Source organism: Martelella lutilitoris (assembly GCF_005924265.1).
GTDB classification, from domain to species: domain Bacteria; phylum Pseudomonadota; class Alphaproteobacteria; order Rhizobiales; family Rhizobiaceae; genus Martelella; species Martelella lutilitoris.
In genome coordinates this window covers 97,628-113,583 of record NZ_VCLB01000004.1, presented here as the reverse complement: position 1 = coordinate 113,583, position 15,956 = coordinate 97,628, and the positions used below count along the sequence as shown (strand labels likewise).

The following is a 15,956-nucleotide window of genomic DNA, read 5'->3' as shown; positions in this document are numbered from 1 at the left end:
GGACCGGTTTTGAAAAGTTCCCGCTTGTTGGAATACCGCCTGTTTCGGTCGGCCTTTCCTTTCTGATGGCAATCCGGCGATATTCCGCCCCGATTGCCTGGTTGACGCCGGTACGAAGACCCGCGCAGTTTGACTGGTCCGATTACGCCTCCTTTCTGCAGAAAATCGGCGAGGTCCAGGCCATCTGGCCGGTTTTCTCGCGCAGTCGCACATAGATGTTCTCGCCGGCCTCAAACGCGCCGAGCGGAATTCTGCCCTGCCACTGCCACTGGTGGGGGCGGGGCAGGGCGTGGAACCGGTAGGCGGGACTGTCGATCGGGCCGAGATTGCCCGAGACCGCGCCTTCGAAAAGGTCCTCAATCGCGATGTCCAGCGCCTTGCCGGAAAGTTCTGCCTTCAGTCTTGCTTCCGGCGGCGCTTTCAGCCGAATGGCAAAGCCCTGCGTGGCCGATGTGACATTGTTGGGGTTGGCCGCGGCGGTGACGGAAAAGGTTACCCTGCCTTCGGTCAGGTCGAGCGTCGGCAGCACCGCCGCCTCATCCTCGCCCTCCAGCGGCGAGACGATTTCGGCGCCGCGGAAGCGCGGCTCGACACTCAGGATCTCGCCGCCTTCGAGGTTGAGTGTTCCAGTCCAGTCGTGGCTCTTGCCGCGCGCGCCCCAGCCGAGTTCTACGTAGAGAATGGTCTCCGTCGTGGCCCCGTCGCCGGGGTCAACCGGGGCGGGCTCGAGTTCGGGCGAGATGCGGGAAAAAAGCGCGCCGTTGCGGAAGACGTCGATCATGTCGATGAAACCGCCGCCGATGGCCTCGATCTCGAGTGCGGTGTCGGGAGAGGGCGCGGTGATGCCGCCCTGAACCGTGTCGCCGATTGCCGTCAGAAGATGGATATTGTCGCCGGTCAGCGCATTGGTGCGCCGCGCGCGCATCGCCGCGAAGATCGCATGGCGGTCGTTGCCCTCGGCATAGACCGCCATGCGGCCATGGCCGTAGGAGCCGGGATAGGCGGAGTGGTGGTCGGTATTGCCGAGGATGCCGAAGACCGCGCCGCGCTTCAGCCCTGCGCGCATGGTCGAGGCGCCGTTCACCGGTCCCATGGAATGCAGGTAGGAGCGCTCTGATTCCGATTCCTCGGCGCAGCCATGCATGGAAAACATTTCGACAAAGGGCGAGAGTTCCGGATCGAACGTGTCCCAATTGATGCCGCGCGCGCCCTGCCGGTAACCGATATGATGCGGGAAGGCGAGCGCCCGATCACCCTTGGTGGCCTTGAGCGCGGACTTCAGATCTTCCGGCGTATCGGCCAGTTCCGGCTCCGCCACGTCAAGATCGGCATAGACGATGGTGTAGTCGCCATGTTCGCAGGAGTGGATTTCGTAGCCGGGGAAAACGGCGAAATGTCCCGGATTTTCATAGGCTGAGAGCGTCTCGAAATGGTCTTTCCAGTTGGCCTTCAGCTTCGCGAAACCCTTGACGTGGAAGTCGACGATATGGGCCACTTCCGGCACGTCGACCGGCATGTCCGGCCAGGCGGCATGACCGGTAACGGAGACGAAGTCGAGCTGCAGCGCCGCGCGCGCCAGCGCGTCGTCCAGCCGTCCATGGCCGTAGGACAGCGCCGAGTGGTTGTGGATATCGCCATAAAGCGGCTCAAGGCCCAGCCGGTCGGCGAGCGGGGTTAGGCGTTCGGGAAAGCGTCTGGTCATCGGGCAAATTCCTGTGTTGCCGGGTCAACCGGCATGCCGCCGTTCTTGATGGATTTTTGCGCGGCGAGCACGATGCGCAGCGAGGCCAGCCCGTCTTCGATTCCGACCGGCGGCTTTTCGCCATCCATGAAGCGGCGAAGCGTCCTTACGAGTTCGAGATCGGCGCCGAAATGGGTCGAGGTCCGGTCCGGATTGGTAAAGCCGAGCGTGCCGTGCTTGCGGCCGTAATCCTCGACGATGTCGATTTCGCCGGAATGGCGCTCCATGCGGACGCGGCCGGAGGAACCGACGATTTCCAGCGTCTCTTGATCCTCGGCCCAGGGGCCGAAAATGGCAAAGAACAGACAGGCCGAAACGCCGTTTGCATAACGGATGGTGACGATGGCGTGGTCGTCGATATCCGCGCCCGGCTGGTAGACACAGGTGTCGTTGCGGTCCTCGATCAACGCCGCCTCGCTCCAGCTTGCATTGGCGACGGCGCCGGCACCCTCGAAGCGGTCGACCAGCGTTTCGTGCCGGCGATAGGGACAGTCGCGGTCGCAGAGCGAACAGCGTTCCGGCGCATTCGGATCCGGCGGGAAAACATTGCTGCGGCCCCCGACGGCGGTGACGGAGACCGGCGTGGATGCGGCGACCCAGTTCAGCACGTCGAAATGATGCGAGCATTTGTCGTTGAGCGCGCCGCCGGAAAGCGCCTGCTTGCGATGCCAAAGCTGCAGATAACGGGTGTAGGGAATGACCGAGCGCAGCAGGATCATCTGCGGATCGCCGATGCGGCCGGAACGGGCGAGCTTCACCGTCTCCACCCAGGGCTTTTCATAACGCCGGGTGAAAGCCATCAGCATCGGCTGTCCGGCCTTCTGCTCAGCCGCCAGAATGGCCTCGGCATCCTCAAGCGTCACCGAGATCGGCTTGTCGAGATAGACGCGCTTGCCGGCGGCGATGGCTGCTTCCACCGGAGCCCGGTGGGCATTGGTATGGGTGGTGACCACCACGAGGTCGACGGCGGGGTCGGATACGGCATCCTCAAGGCTCGCAAAGACGCGCACGGCGTGTTGCACGCCGGCCTTGCCGTAAAGCGCGTTCAGGTGGTCGGCGGCGTAACCCGCGCGGTCCCGCAGCCGGTCGAAGACGCCAACGACGCGAAAGCCGGTTTCGCCGGCAATCTCGGCCATGCGGGAGCCGACATAATAAATGCCGCGTTCGCCCGCGCCGATAATGGCGACGCCTGTTGTTTTTTGCTGGACCGGCTCGTGGAGCATGCAACGCCTCTGGACTTGATCATTGTCATCGGCATTGGATGCTATTTGAGTATATATGTGGCTACAATATCATATGTACTCAATCGGTGGACAGATCGATGACGGAGCCATGGCGCACATGGGAAATCGGAAGGTAATGGGTCTGCGGCTCGTGCGGTCTGTCGGCGAGCCGCTCCGTGATGATCCGCTCGAACACGGCAAGCTTCTCCGCATGGCTGTTGCCGACCACATCGAAGCGCCCGAGATGTTCCGACTGGAAATCCGTACTGCCGAGCATGATGACGCTGAGGTCCTGCCCGGCCTCGAGCCCGAGTTCAAAAAGCGCGCGCTCGAGAATGAAGCCCTCGACGACGCCCCAGACGATGAGCGCAGTAAAGGGAAGCCGACCCGCATCATCGGCATGGCGACCGATCGCCTCGGCGATGTCGTTGATCTGATAGCTGCCGGGAAGGGCGTTCAGCTCGATCAGCCAGCACTGCGCGGGATCGGGAAGCGCGGTGCCAAGCAGTTCGAACTCGCGCCGGGCCATGGCGATCTGGCGGGCGTGATGGGCAGACGTCAGGAAGGCGATCTTTTCGTGGCCGTTCTCCCGCACCGCGCGGAAGGCGATCGACAGCGCTTCCCGCCAATTGGTGCCGATCGCGTCGACATCGATGCCGGTTGCCGAGACCCCGTCAATGACAATGTGGTCGGCCTGGCGGTGAAGCGCGGCCAGAAAGGCAACCGTCAGGATTTCGAAATTCACCTGTATGAGGCAGGCGCGGAACCGCCCGATCCGTTCCAGCACATCAATCGCCTGGCCGTCGCTGGAAAAGCCGAGCTGCAGCACCGAGGAGCCGGCAGCCTTCAGTCGCGCGGCAACCTCCTGGAGTGTGACGCGCGCCAGACGGCTATCGGAGTTACGATAGAGGATCAGAAGGTCGGCGGCGTAGTTTTCTTGCGCGGCCTCTTGCGGATCTCCGGCAACGACGATGCCTGCGCCGGGACGGGCGATCAAAAGCCCGTCTTCGAGAAACGGCTTCAGCGCGGCCTCGACCGTGCGCTGGGCGGTGCCGAATTCGCGCATCAGGTAGCGTATGGTCGGAAGGCGCTCGCCGGGTTCGGCGCTTGCGATTTTCTGCTCCGTCCAGCGGCCGATCGCGGCGATGACCTGTTTTGTCTTGCTTTGCATCCGGGTATTATGAGTATAAATTGAACCCAAGGCAAGCGATGCGGCTGGAAGCGCGGCGACGCGGCAAGATCGAAATGCCGGTCTTTTCGGCGAAATGCTAGACGATCAGGGACAAGGCGAAGGCGGCAATCGCGACCAGTCCAAGGATGAGCCAGAAGCGCAAGCGGTTGTATATCGGCGTCGGTTGATAGCATTGTGAGCACATGGGCTGCCTGACGCGCAGCTTATGGCCACAATAAGTGCAATGAAAAAATCTCATGAAACAGTCTTCGTTTTGATAGATAACGTATTTTTGGAGTTTGGGTTAAAATAGTTCTAGAAATTGACGTGTAATTGGAGACCAGGGCGTAAAAGAAGCCCGTTTCAGTCATTGAAATGAAATTTATTTTCAGGTCCCCCGATTGACTGGAGAACCAGAGACATAAATGCTGCTTAACGCAGCCTATTGCTATTTTGCTTACCCGTCAAAATCGTCTGAAGTTTGTATCCCTTTTCGAGATATCGAGAGGTTGTAATCGGTAAGACATCGCTTTCATAAAATGATTGCGATATCAAATCAAGTCTAAACTGAAGAATGTCAGAAAAGATGCGCGGTGTATTTCTGGTATAATGCAATTAAGAGATGTTTTTGTGACGGATTGCGCGGTTCGATAGAGCGTCGTGCGACCGTTCGGATGCACAAAGTGCGCGCATAACCTATTGAATCCACGCATGGTGCTTTCCGAAAATCGATTCCCATTTTCGGGCCGCTGCGCCAGGGCCCTTCAGGCGGAAGGAGAGACCGGCAGGGTGACGGTTACCCGCAATCCGCCTTCCGGCCGGTTTTCAAGAGCGATCCCGCCGCCATGCGCAAGGATGGCGGTGCGGGCAATCGACAGGCCAAGGCCGACGCCGCCCGTCTCGCGCGACCGCGACGTCTCGAGCCGCACGAAGGGTTCGAACACCCGGTCCATCTCCTGTTGCGCAATGCCCGGTCCCTCATCATCGATCAAGATGAGGGTGGAGCCGTTGTGCCTTGTCGCGGAAACCGTGGCGCTGTGACCGTAGCGCACGGCGTTTTCGATCAGGTTGCGCAGCGCGCGGCGCATGGAAAGCGGCCGGAGCCGGAGTTCTGCATCCTCGATTGGACCTGTCGTCACGGCCAGACCCGTCTCTCCGAGCTCCCGTGCGAGTCCGGCAAGAAAGGTCTTGAGGTTGACCGTCTCGACAGGCTCGTTCATGGCCATGCCGCGCGAGAAGGCGAGCGTCGCCTCGACCATTTCCCGCATTTCCTCGATCGTGGCGATCATGCGCTCTCGGGTCTCCTCGTCATCCACCATTTCCGCGCGTACCCTCAGCGCCGTCAGTGGCGAGCGCAGGTCGTGGCCGAGCGCGCCGAGCAGTTGGGTGCGTTCGCGCACGAAACGGTCGAGCCGCGCCTGCATCTCGTTGAAGGAGAGGGCCAGCCGGCGCATTTCCTCAGGCCCGGTGACGGCGATCGGCTTGACGTCTTCCCCCCGGCCCAGCCTGTCGGCCGCGCCTGCAAGCGAGCGCAGCGGCCCCGTCAGTCTCGCAAGGGCGAACCACAGGACTATGGCCAGCAGGCCCGCCGTCAGCGCAAAGGGCAGGGCTTCCGACCAGACCCATTGATAGGGCGGATCGCGAAAGCGTGAGGTGACATTCAGCCAGCTTCCGTCAGCAAGCGCTATCGAAAGGTCGAGCGCCGTCGCGCTCACCGGCGGCTGGCCGGGGGGCGGCCGCATCTGGCCCATGCCGTGCATCTGGCCCTGTCCTGGAGCCGGCCCGGCGCGCGGCAAAGGCCGCGGCTGGTCGGTGTGCAGGTCGACGCGGATGGTGCGCGGATCGTCGGTTGCGAAAACCGCGCGGATCCGCCGCTCGATCCAGTTCGGGGCGCTGCCGGTCTCGCTCGTGACCAACGGCTCCGGGCCGATGGCGAAGCGCACGAGCGAGGAACTTGCCGCCTGCAGGATCTCGGACCGGAGATCCTGCGGCGCGTCCTCCAGCAGGCGGGCCGTGCTGCCGGCCCGGTCCGCCGCCTCGATGGCAAGTGCCGAACGCACGGCGAGCGCGCGCTGGTCGACGAAGAGCCAAAGCGTCAGCGCCTGCGCGATCGCCAGCGCCACAACGATGAGCGCGATGATCTGGCCGCGGAGTGTGCGGGGAAGAAGCGCTCTCACGACACGTGCTCCACGTCGCAGGCAAGCGAGTAGCCGCCGCCGCGCACCGTCACGATGATCGCGGGGCTCGCCGGATCCGGCTCGATCTTGCGGCGAAGGCGGCTGATCTGGTTGTCGATGGTGCGGTCGAACACATGGGCACTGCGGCCGGAGGTGGCGTCGAGAAGCTGTTCGCGGCTCAGAACGAAGCGCGGACGCGCGAGAAGCACGGTCAGAAGCCGGAAATCCGCCGTCGTCAGCACCTCTTCGCGCCCGTCATCGGCCGTCAGGCGGCGTGTGTCCGTGTCGAGCGTCCAGTCGGCGAAGCGCAGTCTTTCGCCGGCAGGCGCGCCGGAAAGCTTGGGCTGGCGCTCCGCGCGGCGCAGGATGGCGCGGATGCGCGCCAGAAGCTCGCGCGGGTTGAAGGGTTTCGGCAGATAGTCATCCGCCCCGACCTCGAGGCCGATGATCCGGTCGGTCTCCTCGCCGAGCGCGGTCAGCATCAGGATCGGCACGCTGCCCTCGGCGCTCAGCCGGCGGCAGACGGAAATGCCGTCCTCGCCCGGCATCATCACGTCGAGCACGATCAGGTCGAAATTGCCGCCGCGCAGCTTTTCGTCCATCTCATTTGCATCGCGCACGGCTGTCGCCCGATAGCCGTTCTTCTGCAGATAGCTCTGCACGGCATCGCGGATTTCCCGGTGATCGTCGACGATCAGGATGTGCGGTTCCTTGTTCATAGCCTCACCTTAGCGCAGTCACGCGAGCCGTTGCGCAAAACAGTGTCACGTTTTGTATCAGGCGGAAGGCCTTGCGACCATTGGATACAATAAAGCGCCCTCCCGGCATCATGCTGCGACACAGGAGCGTCAGATTGGCGACATCGACAGATCGAAAGGAGCGATGTCATGAAACGCAGAACAATCTTCGCAGCAGGACTGGTTGCAGCACTGATCGGCGGCGCTGCCGTTCCCGCCCTCGCGGCCGGTCCCGACGACAGCTGGGGCGGCCGCGGCCAGGGCCCCCGCCAGATGATGACCGATTGCGACGGCCCGCAGGGCGCGGCAAGAGGCCCCGGTGGTCGCCAGGGCATGATGCAGCGCGGCAATGACCAGAACGGCTTCGCCCAGGGCAATAGGGGCCCCGGCCGAATGGCGATGCGCGGCAATGACGACAGCGCCTATGGCCGCGGCATGATGCAGGGCCAGCGCGGCGGCCCGCAGGGCGATTTCGGTCCCGGCGGCATGCGCGGTCCCGGAACGGGGCCCGGCAACGGCCCGCGCGGCGCAGCCCCGACGGCTGGCCCGCAGATGATGGGCGACCTCGGCCAGTATGACAAGAACGGCGACGGCTATCTCTCGCTGGACGAGTTCGAAGCCTTCCAGGTCGAGGTCGGACGCCCGATGTTCGAGCGCCACTTCCAGTATCTCGACAGCGATGGCGACGGCAAGGTCGCGGTTTCGCAGCTGCCGGTTCCCGGCGCCGGTCCGCAGCGGCCCTTCGCCCAGGGCCCGGCCGGCAACCAGGGCCAGCAGCAGCCGATGCCGCGCGGCATGGGCAACCCGAACAACTGATTGCTGAAACCAAGCGGTGTGCGCCGTGGCTCAGCCGTCGCCCTCAAGGGGCGGCGGCTGTTTCGTTCCGGCTTCTGGCGGGCAAATGAGCCGCCGGCCTTCGCCTCAGAGGTCGGATGTGCTGATCAGCGCCGAGAGCTTGTCGGCGGCGGCGTTCAGGCGGTCGACATTGTTGATCGCCTCATCCAGCGAAAGCCGCTGCAACGGCGCGTGAAACGAAAGCGCGGAGACGAGACGTCCGAAACTGTCGCGGATCGGAACGGCGACCGCGATCATGCCGTCCATGAATTCCTCATTGTCCGTCGCATAGCCCCGCGCGCGCACCCGGTCGAGTTCGGCCACGAGATCGCCGGGGGCGGTAATGGTGTTGGCCGCACGCGGCGAAAGCTCGGTCGCGCGCAGGTAGTTTTCCAGGTGCTTGCGCTCGAGCGAACTCAGATACATCTTGCCGCTCGCCGTGCAGTAAAACGGCACGCGCGAGCCGACCGGAAGCTGGATGCGGAGCGGCCATTTGGTTTCGACGCGTTCCAGATAGATCATCGCGTCGAGGTCCGGCAGCGAGATGTTGCAGGTTTCGTTGATCGCTTCGGCAAGCGCGGTGAGGATCGCGACGCGCGCGGTCCTGATCCTGAGCGAGGAAAGGATGCCCGCCGACATGACCCGCAGCCTGCGGCCGGGGCAATAGCCGCGCCCGTCGATCTCGCGCTGGATGAAGCCTTCGGCCTCAAGCGTGGCGAACAGCCGGTGGATCGTCGGCTTCGGCAGGCCGAGGGTCTGGTTCACCTCGGTCGGCGTGACGGGCGATCCGGCTTCCGCCAGTGCTTCGAGCACCAGCAGAAGGCGGAGGTTTGTCGGTATCTGTCCGTCCCTGGCTTGATCGTCCACTATCGTCTCTCAAACGCTTTTCATCTCATCTGGCGAAATGCCGGCTCATCGCTGCGGGATTAGCATCGTCGAGAGCGACGGGACAAGCGCGACGAGGACCCAAACCGCAATCAGCGCGACGATATAGGGGTAGATATAGCGCAGTATGCGGAAATAGGACACGCCGGTGACGCCCGAGGCCACATAAAGATTGAGGCCGTAGGGCGGGGTGATGAAGCCGATCGACGCGCCGATCAGGAAGACCACGGCGAACTGGATCGGATCGACGCCGATGGAGGCGGCAATCGGCGCGAGGATCGGCGCCATGATGATCGTCGTCGGCAGGCTTTCCAGGACCATGCCGGTGATGAACACCAGCGCCATGGCGGTGAAGAGGACCGGATAATAGCCGCCCATGGAGCGCACGAAATCGCCGATCGCCTGTTCGGCGCCCAGAACCGAGAGGATCTGCTGCATGACCACCGAAATTGCGATCAGCGGCGCCAGAATGCCGGTGATCTGGGCCGAGCGCAGGGTGATCGACGGGATGTCGATCGGCGTGAAGCCGCGCACCACCAGCATTTCCGCATAGCCGCGCTCGTTCGGGGGACGGTCTTCGGAAGGGGAGCCCATCATCCGGTGCAACGGCAGCGACAGGAAACCGACCAGTACGCAGAAGCCGACGGTGACAGCCGCCGCTTCCGTCGGCGAGAATTTTCCGGTGTAGATGCCCCAGAGCACGATGCCGATGGCGAAGAAGCCGAGCCATGAGCCGATGCCGGTCTTCAGGATGCGGGACGGCTCCAGCGCGATGATGTGGCCCCAGCCGTTCTTCCGGCAGATCAGCCAGCAGAAGAACATCATCGAAAGGCCCATGAGAAGGCCCGGAATGATGCCGGCGACGAATAGATCGGAGATCGGCAGGTTCATCAGGAAGCCGTAGACGATGAAGATGATCGACGGCGGAATGATGATGCCGAGCGTGCCGCCGGCTGCCGCCGTCGCCGCCGAAAAGCGCTCGTCATAGCCGCCCTTCTTCATCTCCGGATGCAGCATGGCGCCGATCGTCGCCGTCGTCGCCGAGTTCGAACCGGAAATGGCGGCAAACAGGCCGCAGGCGCCGATCGCCGCCATGGCGAGACCGCCGCGCAGCCAGCCGAGGCAGGAATAGGCGAAATCGGACATGCGCCTTGCGATGCCGGACTGGTTGATCAGGTCGCCGGTGAGGATGAAGAGCGGCATGGCCAGAAGCGCGAAACCGTCGGTGAAGACATCCGACAGCGCGGAGCCGAGATTGTCGAGCGGCAGGCCAAGCATCATGCTCATGCCGATCACCCAAAGGCCGATGACGAGGAGCACGGGAACGCCGATGAGAAAGAAGCCGGTCGCGCCGAGCGAGATCAAGGTAACCAGAAGAGAGTCTGACATGGGGTCTCCTCAATCGCCGAATTGCGCCGACGCGGAAATGAGATCGGCGCCGTTCTTGTATCTGCGGTAATCGATCGCAAGGTTCTCGATTGCCCGCCCGGCAATCAGGATGAAGCTGATGGGCACGGAGATGAGCAGCCACCATTGCATGACATTGTCGGTGCCGAGCAGGATCTGGAAATTGGCCGCCGAATTGAACACGACCCGCGTCGAGGTGACGACGACGACCCAGGAGAAGGTGAGCCAGAGCACGGCGTCGAAGACGAGGCAGGCGAACTGGAACGTTCGCGGCATCATCGAACGGAACTCGGCAAAACTTAAGTGATTGCGGAATTTGAGATTATAGGCGCAGCCCGCCCAGCTCATGATCAGGAAGAGGAAGGGCGGCAGCGTCGTTGACCATGGCGCCTGGACCGAGAAGACGAAACGGCGGACCACCTCGACGCCGATGATCGCGGCGATCAGCAGATAGGACCAGATCATCACCGATTTTTCGAAGTGATTTTCAAGCGCGGGAAAGCGCGCATAGAGAACGGCAACCAGGAGGCCGCCGAGAAGCGTGACGACAAGGCCCACGAGCCAGGCGCCATTCGTGCCCAGGGTCTCGCTTATCGTCCAGGAATCCCAGCTCGGGATCGCGGCAATAATCGACCAGGCTTCGTTCAACAACGTCACCAACGTCATCTCCTCCCAAAATGATGTTTTCGCCGGCTTTGCGGCCCCGGGGGGCGGGCGGCGATAGTCGCAAACAGCCGGCATCCCTCCCGAATGCCGGCTGTTTTCATCTCATGGCCGATCAGCGATCAGCTTTTCCACCAGCGGCGGGGCTCGACATTCTCCGGTTTCATGTCGGCCGGCACTTCGCGGGCGATGGCGCTGATCTCTGCATAGGTGTCGATGCCGCCGGCCCAGTTGTTGAGCCGCTCGCGCCACTGTGCCCAGGGCTCGGGATTATATTCCGGCGAGCACATCTCTTCCGCCATCTTGATCTGCTCGTCGGGCAGGAAGGCCGGGCGAACATTGTATTCGTCGAAGATGGTGCCCGGAAGTTGCGGGTCGGAAAAGCCGACGGTCTTGACCAGCGCCGCTTCATTCGCCGCCTGGATCTGCACCTGCGTCAGATAGGACGATTCCATCACCGCGTCCTGCACGTCCGGTTCGAAGCTGTCGAACACCTTGGAAGACATGGAGGTATGCTCCGTGCCGCAGAAGAATTTGAGGTCGACCGACTGCGAGACGACCGGCGACATGTTGGCGTAGGCCACGGCCGAAGCCCAGGTTTCCGCGCCATCGATCAGGCCTTGCTTCAGGCCGTCGAGCGTTTCCTCCCATGCGATGGGAACCGGGTTGAGGTTCAGAAGCTGCATGGCGATGCGGCCGAGCTGGGTGCCGGTCACGCGGTTCTTGGTGCCGAAGAGCTCCTCCAGCTTGGTCACCGTCGGCTTGTCCTGATATTTGAGGCCGAGCTGGATGCCGCGCAGTTCGCAATGCGAGAACAGGAATTTCAGCCCGTGGCGCTTTTCCAGCGGGTCGCGCAGGATGCGCTGGGAACCGGGGCTATAAAGGAAGTGATACTGCGAGGCCCGGCCCGGGAACATGTAGGCATAGTCCAGCACGTTCAGGTAGGGCGCGCCGCCGGCCGAGTTCTGGGTCGAGGCGGCATAGATGTCGATAATGCCGAGCTGGGTCTTCTCAACGCAGTTCAGCTGTCCGCAGATCTGGTTGTCGCCGATGAATTCGACGCGGACGAGACCGTCGGTGCGCGATTCAAGATCGCGGGCGAACTCCAGGCAGCCGGCACGCTCGATCATCAGGTTACGCGCGTTGAAACCGGATGCGCCGTATTTCAGCGTGTATTTCGGCTCCTTGGAAAAGCGCTTCTCATAGGTGGATTCGACCGCCTGTGCCAGGCGCGGCAGCGTTACCACGCCTGCCATCGAGCTTGCCGCCAGAAGCGTCGAGCTCAATCCGAATTTCCCTGAAAGCTTGAAAAGATCGCGTCGCGAAATGCCACGCAGTTTCTCATTCAGTCCCGTCATTTCTTCCCTCCCTCTGAAAAAATGAGACTTGCAGTATCGATTTCAATCATATATCGACTGTTCTTGCAAGGAGATTTCGTTGCATTTTGTCAATTCAGGGCTAGAGGGGGGCTCATGGAGCGGCTGGAAGCGGATTATGTGATTGTCGGCGCGGGCTCGGCCGGCTGTGTGATCGCCAACAGGCTGAGCGCGGATCCTGAGGTGCGCGTCGTGCTGCTGGAGGCCGGGCCCTCGGACTGGAACCCGTGGATCCATATCCCCGTCGGCTATTTTCGCATGATGCACAATCCATCCGTCGACTGGTGCTACAAGACCGAACCGGACCCGGGCCTCAACGGCCGTTCGCTTGACTGGCCGCGCGGCAAGGTGCTCGGCGGCTCGTCCTCGCTCAACGGCCTGCTCTATGTGCGCGGCCAGAAGGAGGACTACGACCGCTGGGCGCAGATGGGCAATGCCGGCTGGAGCTGGGAAGACGTGCTGCCGCTGTTCAAGCGCTCGGAGAGCCAGGAGCGCGGCGCGGACGAGTATCATGGCACGGAAGGCGAGCTTTCCGTCTCCAACATGCGCCTGCAGCGGCCGATCTGCGATGCCTGGGTGGCGGCCGCCACCGCGGAAGGCTATCCCTTCAATCCCGATTACAACGGCGCCACGCAGGAGGGCGTCGGCTATTTCCAGCTGACGGCCCGCAAGGGGCGGCGCTGTTCGTCCGCCGTCGCCTTTCTCAAACCCGCGCGAAAGCGGCCGAACCTTACGGTCGTCACCGGCGCGCTGGTGGAAAAGGTGGTGATCGAGAACGGCAGAGCCACGGGCGTGCGCTATCTTTCGGGCGGTAAGAACGAGGCGCTGGTCACGGCGCGGCGCGAGGTGATCCTGTCTTCCGGCGCGATCAATTCGCCGCAGCTTCTGATGCTCTCCGGCATCGGCGATGCCGAGCAACTGAAGAGGAACGGCATCGAGGTCGTCCGCCATTCCCCGGATGTCGGTCGCAATCTGCAGGACCATCTTCAGGCCCGCCTCGTGTTCAAATGCAACGAGCCGACGCTGAATGACGAGGTGCGTTCGCTGTTCAACCAGGCACGGATCGCGCTCAAATATGCGCTCTTCCGCGCAGGCCCGATGACCATGGCGGCGAGCCTTGCGACCGGCTTCCTGCGCACCGGCGACCATGTGGCGACGCCCGATATCCAGTTTCACGTCCAGCCCTGGTCGGCGGACAGTCCGGGCGAGGGGGTTCATCCCTTTTCCGCCTTCACCATGTCGGTCTGCCAGTTGAGGCCCGAGAGCCGGGGCGAGATCGTGCTGAACGGCCCGGATCCGCGCACCTATCCGAAGATCCATCCCCATTATCTTTCGACCGAGACGGATCGACGCACTGTTGTCGAAGGCGTGCGCATTGCCCGCCGCATCGCCCGCCAGGCGCCGCTCAACTCGAAGATTTCCGAGGAGTTCCGGCCCTCAAGCGACCTGGCGATGGATGATTACGAGGGCACGCTCGCCTGGACGCGCGACTATTCGACGACGATCTATCATCCGACCGGCACCTGCCGCATGGGCCAGGACGAGCGCGCCGTGGTGGACGAGCGTCTGCGGGTTCGCGGCGTTCAGGGCCTGCGCGTCGCCGATTGCTCGATCATGCCGGAAATCGTCTCCGGCAACACCAATGCGCCGGCGATCATGATCGGCGAGAAACTGAGCGATCTCGTGCGCGAGGACGCGCGGCGCTCCGCCTGAAAGGCTACCGACAACACGATTTCGAAAAATCGGAGAGGAGAAACCCGATGAAAATGACCACCGAGGAAGCCTTCGTCAAAGTCCTGCAAATGCACGGCATCCAGCATGCCTTCGGCATTATCGGTTCGGCGATGATGCCGATTTCCGACCTGTTTCCGCGCGCCGGCATCACGTTCTGGGACTGCGCCCATGAGTGCAATGCCGGGATGATGGCTGACGGCTATTCGCGCGCCACGGGCCGCATGTCGATGGTTGTGGCCCAGAACGGCCCCGGCATCACCTCGCTGGTGACGCCGGTGAAGACGGCCTACTGGAACCACACGCCGCTTCTGGTCGTCACCCCGCAGGCCGCCAACAAGACCATGGGGCAGGGCGGCTTCCAGGAAGTCGAGCAGATGGCCCTGTTCAAGGACATGGTCGCCTATCAGGAAGAGGTGCGCGACCCGACCCGCATCGCCGAAGTCTTGAACCGCGTGATCCTGAAGGCCAAGCGCGCCTGCGGCCCGGCGCAGATCAATGTGCCGCGCGATTTCTGGACCCAGGTCATCGATATCGAACTGCCGGCCATCGTCGAATTCGAGCGTCCCGCCGGCGGAGAGGAAGCGGTTGACCGCGCGGCCGAGCTCTTGAGCAAGGCGAAGTTCCCGGTCATCCTCAATGGCGCGGGCGTTGTCCTCGGCGGCGCGATCGAAGCCTCGAAGGCACTTGCCGAACGGCTCGATGCCCCGGTCTGTGTCGGCTACCAGCACAATGATGCCTTTCCGGGCTCTCATCCGCTGTTTGCCGGCCCGCTCGGCTATAACGGCTCCAAGGCGGCGATGGAACTGATCGCCAAGGCCGATGTGGTGCTGGCGCTCGGCACCCGCCTCAATCCCTTCTCCACGCTGCCGGGTTACGGCATCGACTACTGGCCGAAGGATGCGGAAATCATCCAGGTCGATATCAATCCTGACCGCATCGGGCTCACCAAGAAGGTGACCGTCGGCATTGTCGGCGACAGCAAGAAGGTGGCGACCGGCATTCTTGACCGGCTCTCCGGCACGGCGGGCGATGTCGATCGTGATGAACGCAAGGCGCTGATCGCCAAGACCAAGTCCGCCTGGGCGCAGGAACTGACCTCGCTTGACCATGAGGAGGATGATCCCGGCACCACCTGGAACGAGCGTGCCCGTGACCGCGAGCCGGAACGCATGAGCCCGCGCATGGCCTGGCGCGCTATTCAGAAGGCCATGCCGAAGGACGCGATCATCACCTCGGATATCGGCAATAACTGCGCGATCGGCAATGCCTACCCGACCTTCGAGGCTGGCCGCAAATATCTGGCGCCCGGCCTCTTCGGCCCCTGCGGCTACGGCTTTCCGGCCATTACCGGCGCCAAGATCGGCCAGCCGAATACGCCGGTGATCGGCTTTGCCGGCGATGGCGCCTTCGGCATCTCCATGAACGAGATGGTCTCGCTGAAGCGCGAGCACTGGCCGGCGATCACCATGGTCATTTTCCGCAACTATCAGTGGGGCGCGGAAAAGCGCAACACGACGCTGTGGTTCGATGACAACTTCGTCGGAACCGAACTCTCGCTTGATGTGCGCTATGCCGACATCGCCAAGGCCTGCGGCGTGGAGGGCGTGCAGGTGAGCACGATGGAGGCGCTTTCGGCCGAACTCGACAAGGCGATCGAGCGGCAGATGAAGGAGAAGAAAACCACCTTCATCGAGGTCGTGCTCAACCAGGAACTGGGCGAGCCCTTCCGTCGCGATGCGATGAAGAAGCCGGTTTCCGTCGCCGGCATCGACCCGGCCGACATGCGCGCCGACGCTTGAGATCAGAAGGAGGAAGGGCCGGTCTCCGGCCCTCGGTTTGTTGACAAAGGACTTCGCCACTCACTTCCGTCATGCCGGCCTTGAGCCGGCATCCAGGGCCAATTGGCAAAGATCATCAAGTTCAAGATATTGATACAAAGGTGTTTTTTGCGACCCTGGACCCCGGATCAAGTCCGGGGTGACGGAGATTGGGTAGGCAAAGTACTTCC

The 15,956-nt window shown here is 62.8% G+C and carries 12 protein-coding genes; 3 read left to right on the top strand and 9 right to left on the bottom strand.

Annotation, left to right across the window (positions count from 1 at the left end; translation table 11 throughout):
* Positions 1-142: 142 nt before the first annotated feature.
* From FF124_RS07840 to FF124_RS07820, 5 genes are all read right to left on the bottom strand, one after another.
* Positions 143-1,702 (bottom strand): PHP domain-containing protein, encoded by a 1,560-nt coding sequence (locus FF124_RS07840; RefSeq protein WP_138747943.1) that lies wholly within the window; start codon positions 1,700-1,702, stop codon positions 143-145.
* Positions 1,699-2,964 carry a Gfo/Idh/MocA family protein gene (locus tag FF124_RS07835; RefSeq protein ID WP_138747942.1) on the bottom strand — a complete coding sequence of 422 codons (1,266 nt, stop codon included), beginning with the start codon at positions 2,962-2,964 and terminating at the stop codon, positions 1,699-1,701. Before FF124_RS07835 ends, FF124_RS07840 begins: the two co-directional genes overlap by 4 nt.
* A gap of 79 nt (positions 2,965-3,043) precedes the next feature.
* On the bottom strand, positions 3,044-4,135 hold the full coding sequence (locus tag FF124_RS07830; RefSeq protein WP_138747941.1) for a GntR family transcriptional regulator: 1,092 nt from the start codon (positions 4,133-4,135) through the stop codon (positions 3,044-3,046).
* A gap of 764 nt (positions 4,136-4,899) precedes the next feature.
* A complete protein-coding gene (locus FF124_RS07825; protein ID WP_138747940.1) occupies positions 4,900-6,312 on the bottom strand; it encodes an ATP-binding protein in 1,413 nt (470 codons plus the stop codon).
* Positions 6,309-7,031: a response regulator gene (locus FF124_RS07820; protein WP_138747939.1), complete on the bottom strand. Its 723-nt coding sequence runs from the start codon at positions 7,029-7,031 to the stop codon at positions 6,309-6,311. The genes FF124_RS07825 and FF124_RS07820 overlap by 4 nt, the downstream gene beginning before the upstream one ends.
* Before the next feature lie 168 nt (positions 7,032-7,199).
* Here FF124_RS07820 and FF124_RS07815 point away from each other — a divergent pair, with 168 nt between their 5' ends.
* Positions 7,200-7,865, top strand: a complete 666-nt coding sequence (locus FF124_RS07815) for an EF-hand domain-containing protein (protein WP_138747938.1) — start codon at positions 7,200-7,202, stop codon at positions 7,863-7,865.
* A gap of 105 nt (positions 7,866-7,970) precedes the next feature.
* On the opposite strand, the gene FF124_RS07810 is transcribed toward FF124_RS07815, so the two are convergent.
* The 4 genes from FF124_RS07810 to FF124_RS07795 all read right to left on the bottom strand — a co-directional run bounded on the left by FF124_RS07810 (position 7,971) and on the right by FF124_RS07795 (position 12,196).
* On the bottom strand, positions 7,971-8,750 hold the full coding sequence (locus FF124_RS07810; RefSeq protein ID WP_138747937.1) for an IclR family transcriptional regulator: 780 nt from the start codon (positions 8,748-8,750) through the stop codon (positions 7,971-7,973).
* Positions 8,751-8,795: 45 nt separating this feature from the next.
* Positions 8,796-10,157, bottom strand: a complete 1,362-nt coding sequence (locus FF124_RS07805; RefSeq protein WP_024708177.1) for a TRAP transporter large permease — start codon at positions 10,155-10,157, stop codon at positions 8,796-8,798.
* A gap of 9 nt (positions 10,158-10,166) precedes the next feature.
* Positions 10,167-10,841: a TRAP transporter small permease gene (locus tag FF124_RS07800; RefSeq protein ID WP_138747936.1), complete on the bottom strand. Its 675-nt coding sequence runs from the start codon at positions 10,839-10,841 to the stop codon at positions 10,167-10,169.
* A gap of 119 nt (positions 10,842-10,960) precedes the next feature.
* Entirely contained in the window at positions 10,961-12,196 is a 1,236-nt protein-coding gene (locus FF124_RS07795; protein WP_138747935.1) for a TRAP transporter substrate-binding protein, read from the bottom strand.
* Between the two features lie 114 nt (positions 12,197-12,310).
* Between FF124_RS07795 and FF124_RS07790 the strand changes: the two genes are divergently transcribed.
* Complete coding sequence (locus FF124_RS07790; RefSeq protein WP_138747934.1) at positions 12,311-13,927, top strand: GMC family oxidoreductase; 1,617 nt, start codon at positions 12,311-12,313, stop codon at positions 13,925-13,927.
* A gap of 47 nt (positions 13,928-13,974) precedes the next feature.
* Positions 13,975-15,747 carry a sulfoacetaldehyde acetyltransferase gene (xsc, locus tag FF124_RS07785; protein ID WP_138747933.1) on the top strand — a complete coding sequence of 591 codons (1,773 nt, stop codon included), beginning with the start codon at positions 13,975-13,977 and terminating at the stop codon, positions 15,745-15,747.
* Positions 15,748-15,956 lie beyond the last annotated feature (209 nt).